Source organism: Streptomyces sp. NPDC029674, assembly GCF_044903205.1.
GTDB lineage: Bacteria > Actinomycetota > Actinomycetes > Streptomycetales > Streptomycetaceae > Streptomyces.
Genome location: NZ_JBJDPY010000002.1, coordinates 684,077 through 699,662, shown reverse-complemented (window position 1 = coordinate 699,662; position 15,586 = coordinate 684,077). Strand labels below are relative to the sequence as shown.

13 protein-coding genes are annotated in these 15,586 nt (G+C 73.7%); 10 read left to right on the top strand and 3 right to left on the bottom strand.

The window, feature by feature from the left end:
* The first annotated feature begins 22 nt into the window (after nucleotides 1-22).
* The 7 genes from ACI2L3_RS07080 to ACI2L3_RS07050 all read left to right on the top strand — a co-directional run bounded on the left by ACI2L3_RS07080 (nucleotide 23) and on the right by ACI2L3_RS07050 (nucleotide 7,553).
* The gene (locus ACI2L3_RS07080; protein WP_404751272.1) at nucleotides 23-736 is read left to right on the top strand and encodes a peptidyl-tRNA hydrolase; all 714 of its coding nucleotides are present in this window, start codon (nucleotides 23-25) and stop codon (nucleotides 734-736) included.
* Nucleotides 737-867: 131 nt separating this feature from the next.
* Nucleotides 868-1,635 (top strand): DUF4142 domain-containing protein, encoded by a 768-nt coding sequence (locus tag ACI2L3_RS07075; RefSeq protein ID WP_404751271.1) that lies wholly within the window; start codon nucleotides 868-870, stop codon nucleotides 1,633-1,635.
* A gap of 82 nt (nucleotides 1,636-1,717) precedes the next feature.
* Nucleotides 1,718-3,028 (top strand): DUF692 domain-containing protein, encoded by a 1,311-nt coding sequence (locus tag ACI2L3_RS07070; RefSeq protein WP_404751270.1) that lies wholly within the window; start codon nucleotides 1,718-1,720, stop codon nucleotides 3,026-3,028.
* Nucleotides 3,029-3,032: 4 nt separating this feature from the next.
* Complete coding sequence (locus ACI2L3_RS07065) at nucleotides 3,033-4,085, top strand: TIGR04222 domain-containing membrane protein (RefSeq protein ID WP_404751269.1); 1,053 nt, start codon at nucleotides 3,033-3,035, stop codon at nucleotides 4,083-4,085.
* A 142-nt stretch (nucleotides 4,086-4,227) separates the two neighbouring features.
* A complete protein-coding gene (locus ACI2L3_RS07060) occupies nucleotides 4,228-4,983 on the top strand; it encodes a DUF4142 domain-containing protein (RefSeq protein WP_404751268.1) in 756 nt (251 codons plus the stop codon).
* Nucleotides 4,984-5,067: 84 nt separating this feature from the next.
* The gene (locus ACI2L3_RS07055; RefSeq protein ID WP_404751267.1) at nucleotides 5,068-5,841 is read left to right on the top strand and encodes a TIGR04222 domain-containing membrane protein; all 774 of its coding nucleotides are present in this window, start codon (nucleotides 5,068-5,070) and stop codon (nucleotides 5,839-5,841) included.
* A 110-nt stretch (nucleotides 5,842-5,951) separates the two neighbouring features.
* Nucleotides 5,952-7,553, top strand: a complete 1,602-nt coding sequence (locus ACI2L3_RS07050; RefSeq protein ID WP_404751266.1) for an alpha/beta hydrolase — start codon at nucleotides 5,952-5,954, stop codon at nucleotides 7,551-7,553.
* Between the two features lie 10 nt (nucleotides 7,554-7,563).
* On the opposite strand, the gene ACI2L3_RS07045 is transcribed toward ACI2L3_RS07050, so the two are convergent.
* From ACI2L3_RS07045 to hemG, 3 genes are all read right to left on the bottom strand, one after another.
* Nucleotides 7,564-7,938 carry an RNHCP domain-containing protein gene (locus tag ACI2L3_RS07045; protein ID WP_404751265.1) on the bottom strand — a complete coding sequence of 125 codons (375 nt, stop codon included), beginning with the start codon at nucleotides 7,936-7,938 and terminating at the stop codon, nucleotides 7,564-7,566.
* 198 nt (nucleotides 7,939-8,136) lie between these two features.
* Nucleotides 8,137-8,865, bottom strand: coding sequence for a hydrogen peroxide-dependent heme synthase (gene hemQ, locus ACI2L3_RS07040; RefSeq protein ID WP_404751264.1), 729 nt, complete (start codon nucleotides 8,863-8,865; stop codon nucleotides 8,137-8,139).
* Nucleotides 8,866-8,869: 4 nt separating this feature from the next.
* Complete coding sequence (gene hemG / locus ACI2L3_RS07035; protein ID WP_404751263.1) at nucleotides 8,870-10,333, bottom strand: protoporphyrinogen oxidase; 1,464 nt, start codon at nucleotides 10,331-10,333, stop codon at nucleotides 8,870-8,872.
* A 122-nt stretch (nucleotides 10,334-10,455) separates the two neighbouring features.
* Here hemG and ACI2L3_RS07030 point away from each other — a divergent pair, with 122 nt between their 5' ends.
* The 3 genes from ACI2L3_RS07030 (at nucleotide 10,456) to ACI2L3_RS07020 (ending at nucleotide 15,462) form a co-directional block, all read left to right on the top strand.
* Complete coding sequence (locus ACI2L3_RS07030) at nucleotides 10,456-11,400, top strand: DUF4349 domain-containing protein (RefSeq protein ID WP_404751262.1); 945 nt, start codon at nucleotides 10,456-10,458, stop codon at nucleotides 11,398-11,400.
* 26 nt (nucleotides 11,401-11,426) lie between these two features.
* On the top strand, nucleotides 11,427-12,815 hold the full coding sequence (locus ACI2L3_RS07025) for an FAD-dependent oxidoreductase (RefSeq protein ID WP_404751261.1): 1,389 nt from the start codon (nucleotides 11,427-11,429) through the stop codon (nucleotides 12,813-12,815).
* 487 nt (nucleotides 12,816-13,302) lie between these two features.
* The gene (locus tag ACI2L3_RS07020; protein WP_404751260.1) at nucleotides 13,303-15,462 is read left to right on the top strand and encodes a hypothetical protein; all 2,160 of its coding nucleotides are present in this window, start codon (nucleotides 13,303-13,305) and stop codon (nucleotides 15,460-15,462) included.
* Nucleotides 15,463-15,586 lie beyond the last annotated feature (124 nt).

The window sequence follows — 15,586 nt, the reverse complement described above, 5'->3', positions numbered from 1 at the left end:
CCCGGCTGGCAGACTGGCGGTCGTGAACAGCGACAACGTCGGGGACAGCCCGTTCCGCCACGAAAGTACCCACCGCGACGACGCCCCGCAGTACGTACTGCCGCTCGTCGCCCGCATCGAGCGCGACGCTCCCCCGGCCCGCACGGATGCCCTGGAGACCGCGGCCCGCGCCGTCCTGGTGATGCTGAGCGACGAGCGGTCCCTCGGTGACGGGGAGTGGGCGCAGGCGATGCGCGACTGGCAGGACGCCCGTATCCGCAAGGTGGTGCGCAGGGCGCGCGGCGCGGAGTGGCGCAGGGCGGAGGCGCTGCCCGGCATCACGGTCACCGGCAAGTCGGCGGAGGTCCGGGTCTTCCCGCCGGTCCCGCTGGACGGCTGGCCCAAGGACCTGGCGCGCCTCCAGGTGTCCGGCACGGACCTGGACGACCCGGAGCCTCCGGCCGGCGCCGACCCGACGCACCCGGTCCTGTGGATGAGCCCCGAGGTCGACATGTCGGCGGGCAAGGCGATGGCGCAGGCGGGGCACGGCGCGCAGCTGGCCTGGTGGGAGCTGTCGGCCGAGGAGCGCACGAACTGGCGCGAGGCCGGTTTCCCCCTCTCCGTCCGCACCCCCGAGGCCGGGCACTGGCGCACCCTCACCACGAGCGGCCTCCCGGTGGTCCGCGACGCGGGCTTCACCGAGATCGCCCCGGGCTCCTGCACCGTGGTGGCCGACCACCCGGCCCTGCGCCGCTGAAAGCCTGTCTTTGAACCACGCGCCGGAAGGCGACTCCGCCTCGTCCGACATCTCGCGCGGTTGAACGCCCCGCCCGTATCTTCCGTACTCCCCGGTACCACCGGCGACACGGGAGCACCTCGGGAGGCACCTTGCGGCGCGTCAACGGCACGGCTCTGATCATCGCGGCACTCGTCGCCACGCTGGGGGCGATCGCGTTCCCCGTGTGGTCGTACGCCGACCGCTCCAGCACCGGTCCTGCCAATCTGGCCGCCGGTTCCGTGGCGACCCAGTGGGGGCCGCTCTCCGCGGCCGACCGGGATCTGCTCGTGAAGGTGCGGCTCGCCGGGCTGTGGGAGATACCCGCGGGCCAGCAGGCCGTCGAGCGGGCGCCGACCGAGGCGATCAAGGAGGCGGGCGACCACCTCATCGTCGGGCACACCGACCTCGACCAGCGGGCCAGGACCGTCGCCGCGCAGCTCGGCGTGGAGCTGCCCAACCAGCCGACCGAGCAGCAGCAGGGGTGGCTGGAGGAGCTGTCCGCGGCGAGCGGTGAGACGTATCAGCGGAAGTTCGCGAACCTGCTGCGCGTCGCGCACGGGAAGGTCTTCAGCGTCGTCGCGCAGGTGCGCGACAGCACCCGCAACTCCCTGATCCGGCAGCTCGCCACGGACGCCAACCAGACCGTCCTCGACCACATCACGATGCTGGAGGCCACCGGGCTCGTCGACTTCGACGGGATCGCGAACGGCGCCGCGTCGACCGCGACCGCCAGTCCCACCGGGCCTCCCGCGCCCTCCGGGGCCGCTCCCCCGGAGCCCGCGCCCGCCGGGCCGAGCGGCGACGTCTCCGCCACGTCGAGGCCCTCGCCCGGACCGCCCGGGGAGATCAACACCGGCCGGCCGGAACCTCAAATGTAGCTCTGAACGTCCTCACCCGAGGGTTCGCCCGCTCCCGGCAGGGTCATGACCTGGGGACGCAGGGGGACGAAGGGGGAGCGACATGGAGCGTGTGGCGGAGCGGGGGCGGCTGGGGGTCGGGATCGGCTGGCGTCCCGAGATAGCGGACGCCGTGGAGGCGATGCCCGGCATCGACTGGGTCGAGGCCGTCGCGGAGAACGTCTGTCCGGGGCATCTGCCGGACTCCCTGGTGCGGCTGCGCGAGCGCGGTGTGACCGTCGTGCCGCACGGCGTCTCGCTCGGCCTCGGCGGCGCGGACCGGCCCGACGAGGGGCGTCTCACCGCGCTCGCCGAGCGGGCCGAGGCCCTCGGCGCGCCGCTGGTCACCGAGCACATCGCGTACGTACGGGCCGGGGGCGCCCTCACCGCCACGCAGCCGCTGGAGGCCGGGCACCTGCTGCCGGTGCCGCGCACTCGCGACGCGCTCGACGTGCTCTGCGAGAACGTCCGCATCGCGCAGGACGCGCTGCCCGTGCCGCTCGCCGTGGAGAACATCGCGGCGCTCGTCGCGTGGCCCGGCGAGGAGATGACGGAGGGGCAGTTCCTCTACGAGCTGGCCGACCGCACGGGCGTCCGGCTCCTCATCGACGTCGCCAACCTGCACACCAACCACGTCAACCGCGGCGAGGACCCGGCAAAGGCCCTCGACGAGCTGCCCGTCGAGGCCATCGCGTACGTCCATGTGGCGGGCGGCTTCGAGCGGGACGGCGTCTGGCACGACAGCCACGCGCACCCGGTGCCGGAGCCCGTCCTCGCCGTCCTCGCCGACCTCGCGTCGCGCGTGTCCCCGCCCGGGGTCCTCCTGGAGCGGGACGAGAACTTCCCTGAACCAGCTGAGCTGGAAAGGGAGTTGGACGCCATTCGGGCCACCGTGAAGGCGTCCGGCGAGCTGCCCGCCGAGGACACCACCGACCGCCGCGAGGTCCCGGCCGCCTCCGCCGCCGCCCGGCAGCGCACCGCCGTCGCCCAGGTCGCCCTGCTCTCCGCGCTCGTCGCGGGCACCCCGGCGCCCGAGGGCTTCGACCACGCGCGCCTGCGGGTGCAGAGCCACGCGCTCGCCGCCAAGCGGGCCGACGTCGTCGCGAAGGTCGCGCCGGAACTGCCGGACATCCTCGGCGCGGCGTACCGCGCCGAGTTCCTCACGTACGCCAGGGCCCGGCCGATGACCGGCGGCTACCGGCACGACGCGCTGGACTTCGCCGAGCACCTGCTGCTCGCCGGGCGCCCCGAACAGGCCGACGCCCGGCGGCGGTTGAGCGACTGGTGGCTGGAGCGGTCGGGCCCGGCGCCGCTGTCGCGGCGGCCCGCCGCCAGACTGCTGCACGCCACCCGCCGCGTCCTGCTGAGGCGGTGAAGCCATGAGCGTCATCGCCATGGTGTACACGGTCGTCGTCTCGCTCGCCGCCGCCGAGCTGATCCGGGGCGTGGTGGCGGCCCGCCGCACCCGCTCCCCGTACCAGGGGCGGCAGCCGCTCGACGCCGAGCACGGCGTCTACGTCCGGGGCACCCTGGAGGCCGCGTTCCTCTCGGGCGGCCCCGCCCGCGCCGCGGACTCGCTGATCGCGGGCCTGCACGAGGACGGCCGGCTGGTCGTCGCGGGGCCCGGTGTCGTCGGCATTCCCCGCCCGGAGGCCAGGAACGCCGGTGAGCAGGCGGTCCTCGACGCCCACACCGCGGCGCCCAGCGGTGCCCTGCACTGGCTGCGGGTGGCCGTGATGCGGAGCGGGCCGGTACAGGAGACGGGTGAGGCGCTCGCCCGGCGCGGCCTCCTCGTGCGGCCGGGGCGGCAGCGCAAGTGGCGCCGCTGGGCCGGGGCGCAGGCCTTCCTGACCTTCCTCGGGTTCATCGTGTGCGCCGTCGTGACCCTGGTGCGGCACGCCAACAGCTATCTGGAGCCGGGAAGCACCGACTCACCGCTCGTCGACATCCTGGCGCTGCTGCCCGCCGCCGTCTTCGGCACGGTCAGCGGCATCGTCTGCCTCTCGGTCACTTCGAAGCAGCTGACCGTCGCGGGGCGGCACGCGCTGCGGCAGTACGTCGCCTCGTCGCGCCACCTCACGGGGGCGGCGCACCTGGTGGCGACGCGCGGCCTCGCGTGGGCCCACCCCGATCTGCGGTCCCAGCTGATCAGCGCCGCCCGCGTCCGGGTTCCGGCGGCGCCTCCCCCCGGCCCGTACGCCGCGCCGTACACGAACTCGACCTCGTGGAACTCGGGGAGCGGCACGCCCGCGTGGTGCGGGTCGGGCGACAGCGGCGGGGGCGGCGGCTTCTGCTGCTCGGGCGGGGGCGGCGGGTCGTCCTGCTCCGGCGGCGGCGGAAGCTCGTCCTGCAGCGGCGGAGGCGGGTCGTCCTGCGGTGGCGGGGGCGGTGGCTCCTCCTGCGGCGGTGGCGGGGGCGGCGGGTCATGTTGAGCAGTCGGCTCTCCGCCCTCTGACAGCGCGCGCCGCGACGGTCGGCCCATGGTCCCGGTACGGCAGGTGACGTACTCCCGGCCGTATCGGGCCGCGCACCTGCCGGTGCGCACTAACGTGCGGTGGCGCTACAGGAGGCGCCATGCGATTGCGAACCGTCAACGGCACCGGCCTCATCGTCGCGGCCCTCGTCGCGACCCTGGCCGCGCTGATCTTCCCCCTCTGGTCCTACGAGGACCGCTCGGGCACCGCCCTCGACAGACTCCGGGCCGACACCGTCTCCACCGACTTCGGGCCGCTCTCCGCGCTGGACCGGGACTTCATCACCAAGGTGCGCCTCGCGGGCCTGTGGGAGCTGCCCGCCGGACAGCAGGCCGAGGAGCGCGGCACCACCGCGGCCGTGCGGACCGCGGGCGAGCACCTCGTCGAGGGCCACACGTTCCTGGACGCGCGCGTACGCGAGGTCGCGACCCGGCTCGGGCTGGAACTGCCCAGCCAGCCGAGCGGCCAGCAGCGCGACTGGCTGGCCGAGTTGAGCGGCGCGCGCGGCGAGGCGTACAACCAGAAGTTCGCGAACATCCTGCGCCGGGCCCACGGCAAGGTCTTCTCCGTGGTGGCCGAGGTGCGCGCGAACACCCGCAACTCCCTGGTGCGCACCCTGGCCGACGACGCGAACACGACCGTCCTCGACCACATCAAGGTCCTGGAGGGCACCGGTCTCGTCGACTTCGACGGCCTCGCCGAGGACGCGGCGACGACCGGCCCCGCGGGCCCGGCGACCGGCACACCGGCCCCGCCCGGCCCCACGGACTCCCCCGGCTCGGCCACCCCGGTCACCCCGTCGCCCACGTTCCCGCTGCCCCCGGCGGCCTCCCGCCCGAAGCCCCGTGAGAGGTGAGCGGAACGTCGCCGGCCCTTCACTCACTGTCCAGATAGTGGATAAGCCGTGGCGCCACGCGGCGCCGTCGCATAGAAAACCGCCATGTTCTGGGTACCCCTGCTCCTCCTCGCCTGGGCCGCGGCCGGCCTCTCCTGCGGCCGGCTCTGCCTCGCCGCGAGCCGCGCCGCCGCGCAGGAGCAGGCCGTGGCCCCGGGGCACGAACTCACGCTGTACGAGGCGGCGTTCCTCTCCGGCGGTCCGTCGCGCGTCGCCGACGTGACGCTCGTCGCGATGGCCGGGGCGCGCCGGCTGCTGATCGCGCACACCGGCTGGGCGACCGTCGTCGACCCGGTGGGCCGCGACGACATGGAGCGTTCGGTGCTCGGCGCGATCGGCCCCGCGGGGCAGTCGCGGATCGCTCCGATACGCCGGGGCGCGGCCGCCGCCGACCCCGTGCGGGCGCTCGCGGACCGGCTCGTCGCGGCGGGCCTCGCCGTCCCCGACGGTGTCGGCGCGGGGGTCGCGGCGGCGGTGGGCCAGGTGCGGGCCGCGACGGTGGCGGTCCTCGGCCTCGGTGCCGTCGCGGTGCTGATGCCGGGGCAGGAGCGGGGGTCCGCCGGGCAGGTGCCGGTCGCGGTCTGGTTCGCGCTGCCGCTGGTGCTGTGCACCGCCTGCCTGCTCATCGCCCGCGTCGAGGTCCATCCGTACACACGGTGGGCGTCCCCCGCGGGCCAGCGGCTGCTCGGCGCGCTGCCGGTGCGCGGCGGGGAGCTCACCGCCGTCGCCGTGCGCGGGGTGCGCGCCGTGGGCGATCCGGGGCTGCGGGCCGCCCTCTCCCGCCGGCCGCACCGCGAAACGACGCAACGGGGTCATTGAGGTCGACACCGGCAGGCCGGTGCTTTACTTCGCCAAATACCACACGAATCATCACTTTTGTTCGAGCACCACCCGGAACGCACGGCCGGACAAAAGAGGTAAAGAGCGCGATGAGAGCAGCAGCCGCCCGCTACGGAACCGTCGGATCCCTGGTCCTGACCGCCCTCGTCGCCGCCCCCGCGGGAAGCGCGAGCGGTGCCCCGCCCTACCCCGAGATGTCCGGCACCACCGTCGCGGCCCAGCGCGCCGAGGCCGCAGGAATCCACTGGGGCACCTGCGCCAAGTCCGAGGGCCTCCCGCCGTCCGTCCGGTGCGGCACCGTCTCCGTACCGCTCGACTACGCCCGCCCCGACGGCAAGCAGATCAAACTGACCGTCAGCCGCGTCAAGGCCACCAAGAAGGCGGCGAAGAAGGCGGTCGAGCGGCAGGGCGCGCTGGTCTACAACCCGGGTGGGCCCGGCGCGTCCGGCACGTTCTTCCCGCTGGCGGGCACCCTGCCGGAGTGGAAGCGCATCGCGGCGGCGTACGACCTGGTCGGCTACGCCCCGCGCGGCGTCGGCCGCTCGGCGCCGCTGTCCTGCCAGGACCCGAAGCGGTTCGGCAAGGCTCCCTCGCAGTCGCCGACGCACCCCGACGCCGCGTACAAGCAGAAGCGCATCGCGCGGGCGAAGGCGTACGCGCGGGGGTGCGCGGACCGCAACCCCGGGCTTCGGCACTACACGACGCTGAACAACGCCCGTGACCTGGAGGTGCTGCGGGCGGCGCTCGGCGAGCGGAAGCTGACGTTCATGGGCGCCTCGTACGGCACCTACTTCGGGGCCGTCTACGCGACGCTGTTCCCGACGCACGTGCGCCGCATGGTCTTCGACTCGGCGGTCAACCCCGACCCGACGCAGGTCTGGTACGGCAACAACCTCGAACAGTCGCTGGCCTTCGAGCGGCGGTGGGCGGACTTCCGCACCTGGACGGCCAAGCACGACAAGGCGTACCGCCTCGGCACGACGCCCGAAGCGGTCGAGCGCAGCTACCAGAAGGTGAGCGCCGAACTGGCCCGCAAGCCCGCGGGCGGCAAGGTCGGCCCGGGGCAGCTGCAGAGCGCGTTCCTCCAGGCCGGCTACTACGACGACTACTGGCCGTCGCGCGCGGCGGCGCTCTCCGCGTATCTGAAGGGCGACCCGAAGCCGCTGATCGAGCAGGCCGCTCCCGAACCGGCGGCGGCCGCCGAGAACGAGAACGGCAACGCCGTCTACACCGCCGTCGAGTGCAACGACGCGCCCTGGCCCACCGACTTCGAGACCTGGGACCGCGACAACACGCAGCTCGCGCGCGTGGCGCCCTTCGAGACCTGGGACAACGCCTGGATGAACCTGCCGTGCGCCTACTGGCGTGCGCCGCGACAGCAGCCCGTCGATGTGGGCGCGGCCCCCGGCATGCTGGCCCCGACGCTGATCCTGGCCGCCGAGCGTGACGCGGCGACGCCGTACGAGGGCGCCAAGGAGCTGCACCGCAGGCTGTCCGGGTCGGTCCTGGTGACCGAGGAGGGCGCGGGCACGCACGGCATCGGGGGCGGCCCCAACAAGTGCGTCAACGCGCACCTCGACGCGTACCTCCTGGAGGGCAGGCTCCCCGAGCGGAACGCGGCGTGCGCACCGCGCGAGGAGCCCCGGCCGGCGTCCGCGGTGCGGGCGGTGGATCTGCCCAGGGAACGCTAGGAATCGCCGGTCACAGCGCGCCGAGCCGCTCCAGCGGGAACGGCGGCTGGGCGAGCGGGCGCACGGCGAGCCGGGTCAGCGGCAGCGCGTTGTCGTCGCCCGCCGTGCGGTTGGCGTGCAGGACGCCGCAGTGCGTGCAGCGGTGGACGAGAACCCACTCGCCGTCTCCTCTGACGGAGATGGCGAGAGGTTCCATCCGGGCGCCGCACTCCGCCGCCCGGTCGCCGGGGGTGTCGTCGAGGTGACGGCTCCACAGGCAGGTGGGGCAGTGGTTGCGGTGGTCGGTGCCGGGTGCGGCCATCGGTACGTCGAGGCCGCAGTGCAGGCAGCGGAAGGACTGGGCGCGTGCTTCAGTGCGCGCCCGCCTGGAGTTGTTGCGGGACATGGCTGGTGTGACTCCTGAGGAGCGATGCGGAAGTAACTGACGTCGAGCTGTTCCGCAGGGCCCTGGGCATACAACACCGGCTTTCTGTCCACGTAGGGGTTCACGCACGTACACGCACGGTCACGCACGAGAGGCCGGGCCCCGTCGGCCCGGCCTCTCGATGAAAACCCGCGCCCGGTGGGCGCCACAACCCAATTACTAGGCGAGGCCCGCCACGAGCTCCGCCACGGACTTGCGGCGGCCGGTGAAGAACGGGACCTCTTCGCGGACGTGCATGCGGGCCTCGGAGGCGCGCAGGTGACGCATGAGGTCGACGATGCGGTAGAGCTCGTCGGCCTCGAAGGCGAGCAGCCACTCGTAGTCGCCGAGGGAGAACGAGGCGACCGTGTTGGCGCGCACGTCGGGGTAGCCGCGGGCCATCTTGCCGTGGTCCGCGAGCATGCGGCGGCGGTCCTCGTCGGGCAGCAGGTACCAGTCGTAGGAGCGCACGAAGGGGTAGACGCTGACGTAGTTGCGCGGCGTCTCGTCGGCGAGGAACGCCGGGATGTGCGACTTGTTGAACTCGGCGGGGCGGTGCAGCGCCATGTTCGACCAGACCGGGTCCAGGTTGCGGCCCAGCTTGGTGCGGCGGAAGAGGTTGTACGCCTCCTGCAGCTCGTCGGCCGTTTCGGCGTGCCACCAGATCATGACGTCGGCGTCGGCGCGGAGCCCCGAGACGTCGTAGGTGCCGCGGACGGTGACGTCCTTGGCGGCGAGCTGGTCGAACAGGTCCTGGACCTCTTCGGCGTAGCCCGCGCGGTTCTCGGGGAGCACGTCGCGCAGCTTGAAGACGGACCACAGCGTGTAGCGGATGACCTCGTTGAGGTCCTTCGCCTTCTTGCCGGCGTTCGGGGTCTTGCCGATGACTTCGGCGGGAGCGTCACTCATGCGGCTATTCTCCTCCGCCGCCGTGCAGGCTCTGCACCGGGTTCCTGGTGAGCTCCTCCACACCGGCCAGATCACCGGCCAGCTGGTCGACGGCGGCGTTGGCGCTCGCGACGCAGGCCGGGACGCCGACGCCGTCGTACGCCGCCCCGCAGAGGGCGAGGCCGGGCAGGGCGGCGACGTGGGCGCGGATGCGGGCCACGCGCGCGTGGTGGCCCACCGGGTACTGCGGGAGGCCGTCGTCCCAGCGGGTGACGCGGGCCGCGACGGGCGTGGCGGTCAGGCCGGTGGCCTCGCGCAGGTCGTGCCGGGACACGTCGACGAGCTCCGCGTCGTCCCGCTCCAGGACCGCCGTCTCGCCGTACCGTCCCACCGAGGTGCGGAGGACCAGCAGCTCCGGGTCCTGCCGGTCGATCCAGCCCCACTTGCGGCTGGCGAAGGTGGACGCCTTGATCGTGTGCCCGTCGACGGGCGGCACGAGGAAACCGCTGCCTTCGGGGAGGTCGGTCTCGCTCCGGCGGTAGACGAGGGTCGTGAGCGCCATGGAGGCGTACTCGACGGTGCGCAGCTCGGCGGCCGCGGCGGGCGACTCGGCGTCCAGGAGCTTGGCGGCGGCGGGTGCGGGGAGCGCGACGACGACGGCGTCCGCTTCGTAGGCACCGCTTTCGGTGCCCACGCGCCAGCCGTCGGCCGTCCGTCGCAGCTCGGTGACCGGCGTGTCCGTCAGGATCTCGGCGCCACGCGCGCGTACCGACTCGGCGACGGCGAGCGGGAGCCTGCCGACGCCGCCGTCGATGCCCATGAAGACGGGGCCGGTCTGCTGGTTCCGCGCGGCGCGCGCCTGGAGGTCGCGGACGCCCTCGGTGAGGGAGGTGTGGGTGCGGGCCGCCTGGAAGAGCTGCGGGACGGCCGAGCGCATCGAGATGCGGTACGCGTCCCCCGCGTACACGCCGCCGAGCAGCGGTTCGACGAGCCGGTCGACGACCTCGCGGCCCAGGCGCGCGGCGACGTACTCGCCGACCGCGACGTCGTCGCCCACCTCGGTGGGCGGCAGCTCGCGGTCCCGCCCGATGCGGCGCAGGCCCTCTTCGGAGAGGACTCCCGCGAGGGCGGAGGCGTCGCCGGGCACGCCCATGACGTGGCCCTTGGGCATGGGGCGCAGGGCGCCGCGGGTCCAGAGGGCGGCGGTCGCGGTGGCGGGCGGCTGGAGGTGGTCTGCGAGGCCCACCTCGCGGGCGAGGGCGACGGCCTCGGGGCGGCGGGCGAGCAGCGACTCGGCGCCGAGGTCGACGCGCATTCCGGCGATGTCGGCCGCGTGCAGCTTGCCGCCGAGCCTGCCGGAGGCCTCCAGGACGGTCACCCGCCGACCGGGGGCGGCGCTGAGCAGTCGGTGCGCGGCGGCCAGCCCCGCGATGCCGCCTCCGATGACCACCACGTGGCCGTTCCCCGTACGTGTGTCCGTTTCGCGCATGGCTCCACTCTCTCAGACCGACGAGTCCCGACCGTGACCGCATCGCAACCGGTAGGCAACCACCGCTGTGCCCCTCCCCGCCGTCGTAGGAGCATCAGTCACCGTCCCCGGGGGGTACGCCGATGCACGCGTCCAGTACATCCACTCATCGCACGGTCCGGGCTCTCTCGGGCGTTCTGCTGGCGGTCGCGCTCGCGCTCACGGGGTGCACCGCGGGCGGCGGCGGCGACAGTGACAGCGGCGGTGACGGCAAGGCCGCGGACATCGCGCCCGAGGGGAACCAGAAGGGTGTCGGCGGCGGGGCGGACCAGTCGGGGAACTCCGAGGACAGCCGCGCCGGTGACGCCGGCAAGCGCAAGCCGCCCAAGCCGGCCGACACCCACGTCATCCGCACCGCGAAGCTCACCGTCCGGGTCAAGGACGTGCCCGAAGCGCTCGACGAGGCGCGGCGGATCACCGAGGACGCGGGCGGCGTCGTGGGGAACGAGAACACCTCACGCGACGGCGAGGGGCGCGAGCGCTCGCGTGTCGTGCTGCGGGTGCCGCAGGACGAGTACGCGGACGTCCTCACCGCGCTCGAAGGCACCGGCAAGCTCATCGGCCGGGACGCGAAGGCGCAGGACGTCACCGATCAGGTCGTCGACGTGGAGAGCCGCGTCAAGTCGCAGCGGGCGAGCGTGGCGCGCGTGCGGGAGCTGATGGACAGGGCGACGAAGCTGAGCGATGTGGTCACCCTGGAGGGGGAGTTGTCCACCCGCCAGTCCGACCTGGAGGCGCTGCTCGCCCAGCAGGCCTCCCTGAAGGACCGGACGAGCATGGCGACGATCACGGTCTCGCTCACCGAGAGCCGGGAGAAGGCCGCTCCGGAGGACGACGGCGACCCCTCGTTCGGGGACGCGCTCGCGGGCGGCTGGGACGCGTTCGTGACGGCGCTGCGCTGGGTCGGGGTGGTCCTCGCCGCGGTGCTGCCGTTCGCGGCGGTGGCCGCGCTGCTCCTCGTGCTGTGGCTGCGGGTCGTGCGCTCCCGGACGCGGCGTCAGCCGGCGCCCCAGGGGGACGGCGACTGAGCGTGCGGTGGCCGTAGCGTGTCCCCATGAGCAGCACACGAGAGCGACTTGTGGTCATCGGGGGCGACGCGGCCGGCATGTCGGCGGCGTCGCAGGCGCGCAGGCTCAAGGGCCCGGACGAGCTGGAGATCGTCGCGTTCGAGCGCGGCCACTTCACCTCGTACTCCGCCTGCGGCATCCCCTACTGGGTGGGCGGCGCCGTCGGGGAGCGGGACGAGCTGATCGCGCGCTCGCCGGAGCAGCACCGGGAGCGCGCGATCGACCTGCGGATGCGCACGGAGGTGGTGCGGCTCGACGTCCCGGGCCGCCGCGTGCTCGCCCGGGACCTGACGGCGGGCGAGGAGTACTGGACGTCGTACGACAAGCTCGTCATCGCCACCGGTGCCACGCCCGTCCGCCCGCCGCTGCCCGGCATCGACGCCCCCGGGGTGCACGGCGTGCAGACCCTGGACGACGGGCAGGCCCTGCTCGACACGCTGACGGGGACGCCGGGCCGCCGGGCCGTGGTGATCGGCGCGGGCTACATCGGCGTGGAGATGGCCGAGGCGCTGGTCGACCGGGGCCACGAGGTGACGGTCGTCAACCGGGGCAAGGAGCCGATGTCGACCCTCGACCCCGACATGGGCTGCCTCGTGCACGACGCGATGACCGGTCTGGGCATCAGGATGGTGAACGACGCCGAGGTCACCAAGATCCTCACGGGGGACGACGGGCGGGTCGCGGCGGTGGCCACGGAGGACGCCGAGTACCCGGCGGACGTGGTGGTGCTCGGTCTCGGCGTGCGCCCCGAGACCACGCTGGCCCGCGAGGCCGGGCTGCCGCTGGGCGAGCACGGCGGGCTGCTGACCGACCTGGCGATGCGGGTGCGCGGACACGACAACGTGTGGGCGGGCGGGGACTGCGTGGAGGTCCTCGACCTGGTGTCGGGGCGTGAGCGGCACATCCCGCTCGGCACGCACGCGAACAAGCACGGGCAGGTCATCGGCGCGAACGCGGGCGGTGGCTACGCCACGTTCCCCGGCGTCGTCGGCACGGCCGTCAGCAAGGTCTGCGACCTGGAGATCGCCCGTACGGGCCTGCGCGAGAAGGACGCGCGGGCCGCCGGGTTCCGGTTCGTGACGGTGACCATCGAGTCGACGAGCAGGGCGGGGTACTACCCGGGCGCGGCCCCGATGACGGTGAAGATGCTCGCCGAGCGGCGCACCGGGCGGCTCCTCGGCGTGCAGATCGTCGGCCGGGAGGGCGCGGGCAAGCGCGTCGACATCGCCGCCGTCGCGCTGACGGCGCAGATGACGGTGGAGCAGATGACGGCGCTCGATCTGGGGTACGCGCCGCCGTTCTCCCCGGTGTGGGACCCGGTTCTGGTCGCGGCGCGCAAGGCGGTGGCGGCGGTGCGGGCGGACAGGGGGGCGTGAACGCGCCCCGAATGCGCCCCCTTTCACGCCCCCACTACCGGCCCTGAACGCACTTGCCGTGCAGGTCAGAACGCGCTTGCTACGGGAGAGAGGGGGGCGCCACGGTGCGTCCGGGCTGGCCGGATCAAGCGGTTGGGGCCGTTCGGGATTCACACTCCCCGGGAGCGCGCCCACGACCGACATATGTACCGGGCATCCAACAGCGGCTCAGAACCCCGCACCCCCTCTGAGCGGCCAGGGCCTCCCGGAGCACCCGCCTCCCGGGCGCACCGCGCTTCCAGCTTCCCTCCTCCCGCACCTCTAGCGGAGCGCCGTCTTTTTTCCGCCAGCTTTCACAGAACCGGCACAGATCCCACAGGTGGGCCGCACTATGTGACGCGTCAGAGCTGCACGGATACACACCGCGACGTGTGACGTGCCGTTTGGGGGGCGGGCCTTGGGGTGGACACACCCCCGCGGCCCGACCGTGGAGGGGACCACACACCGCATGAACCACACCGCACGAGCGGCGGCTCTCGGAGCCGGCGCTCTGCTTCTCGCGCTCTCGCTGCCCGGCGCCTCACCCGCCGCGGCCGCCGAGGCGCCCCGCGTGGACCTGCGCGTCCTGGTGGTGACCGACGGTGGCCCGGCCACCGCCGCGATCGCCGCCGAACTGGACGCCCAGGGCACGCCGTACACCACCGTCGACCTGCGCCGCAGCGAACGTCCCGTGATCGACGGGGCGTTCCTCGCGGACACGGTGAACGGCCGGCCGCGGGCCAAGTTCCAGGCCGTCGTACTGCCCAACGACAACCCGTTCGGCGCCGGTTCGGCGGAGTCCGCCGCCCTGGCCTCGTACGAGCGGACGTACGCCGTCCCGCAGGTGGACGCGTACACCTACGCCCGGCCCGAGGCGGGCCTCGCGGCACCGAAGTTCAGCGGATCGCTCGACGGCGTGCAGGCGCAGGTGACCGAGGCGGGCAGGGGAGGCCCGTTCGGTTACCTCACGGACCGGGTGCCCTTCGAGGACAACTCGCCGGACATCGGGGAGAGTTACGGCTTCCTCGCCGATCCCGCGCCCGGCGCGGACTTCACCAGCTACGTGGACGCACCGGTCCCCGGCGGTACCGGGCGCGGCTCGCTCGTCGGCGAGTACCGCCACGACGGGCGCCGCGAGCTGGTGGTCACCTTCGTCTACAACCAGCACCAGCAGCAGTTCCGGCTGCTCGCCCGCGGCATCGTCGACTGGCTGACCCAGGGCGTCCAGCTGGGCTCGTCCCGCAACTACTTCGCCGTGCACGTCGACGACGTCTTCGGCGCCGACGACCGCTGGGACAGCGAGCTGAACTGCACGCCGGGCGACGTGGACTGCGCGCCGGGCGAGGGCACGCCCGACCCGATCCGGATGACGGCGGACGACGCGGCGTACGCGGCCCAGTGGTCCAAGGGCCGCCGCTTCCCGCTCGACATGGCCTTCAACGGCGGCGGCAGCGAGCTGTACCGCGAGGAGAACGGCGGCGCGGACCCCCTCGCCGACCGGCTCATCGCCGACCGGGACGACCACCGCTGGATCAACCACACGTACAACCACCCCTTCCTCGGCTGCGTCCAGGACGTCGCCACCGTGCCGTGGACGTGCGCGAAGAACGCGGACGGCAGTACGCGGTACGTCTCGCGCGCCGACATCTCGCAGCAGATCTCCGACAACCGCGGCTGGGGCCAGCGTGCCGGACTCCCCACGCAGCGAGGCGAGTTGGTCACCGGCGAGCACTCGGGCCTGAAGGTGCTGCCGCAGCAGCCCGACGACAACCCGAACCTCGGCCCGGCCCTGCGCGACAACGGCGTCGACCGGCTCGGCTCCGACAGCTCCCGGGACAGGAACCAGCGCCAGGTGGGCCCCGCCCTGACCGTGCCGCGCTTCCCGATGAACGTCTTCTACAACGCGGGCCGCACCGCCGAGCAGGTCGACGAGTACAACTGGATCTACACCCGCAAGGCCGACGGCGGCAGCGGCGTCTGCGAGAACTCCGCCGTCGCCACCTGCCTGCCGGAGCCCCTCGACCTCACCACCGGCTACGAGGACCACATCGTGCCGGTGGAGTCGACGATCGCGCTGGGCCACGCCCTGTCGAACGACCCGCGGCCGCACTTCATCCACCAGTCGAACCTCGCCGAGGACCGCATCGCGTACCCCGTGCTGAACCGCGTCCTCGACACGTACGACGCGCTGTACGCGGACAACACGCCCCTGGTCAACCTGCGGATGTCCGACATCGGCGGCGAGCTCCGCTCCCGTGCGGCCTGGGACACGGCCGTCCGGGCGGGCCGCGTGACCGCGTACCGGATCGGCGACACCGTGACGGTGCAGGCGCCCTCCGGGGTGGCCGTCCGGGCGACCATGCCGGCCGGCACGGTACAGCGACAGCTCATCGGCGCCGACCCGTTCGGCACGGCGTACGCGGGCACGACCTCCGGGTGGGCCTCGCCGGGCCTGCTCCAGGACCGGGTCACGCTCACCCTGCCGAGCGCTCCGGCAGCGGCCACGCGGGACGGGGCCCCCGCCCTCACCACGCCCGCGAAGAAGCCGCCGGTGCCGTCCGGCGCGACCCGCCACGTGAAACCGGGCACGGCCGGTCACACCCCGGACTCCCTGCCGACGCACGGCTGACGCTTCCCCACAGCCCTCCACAGCACCCCGCACCACCCCGCACGCCCCACCGGTGGCCAGAGACCCTCGGAACCGGAGGGGGCGTGGGGGTGTGCGCCCGTACGCGCAGCCGGCCCCAAGCCCC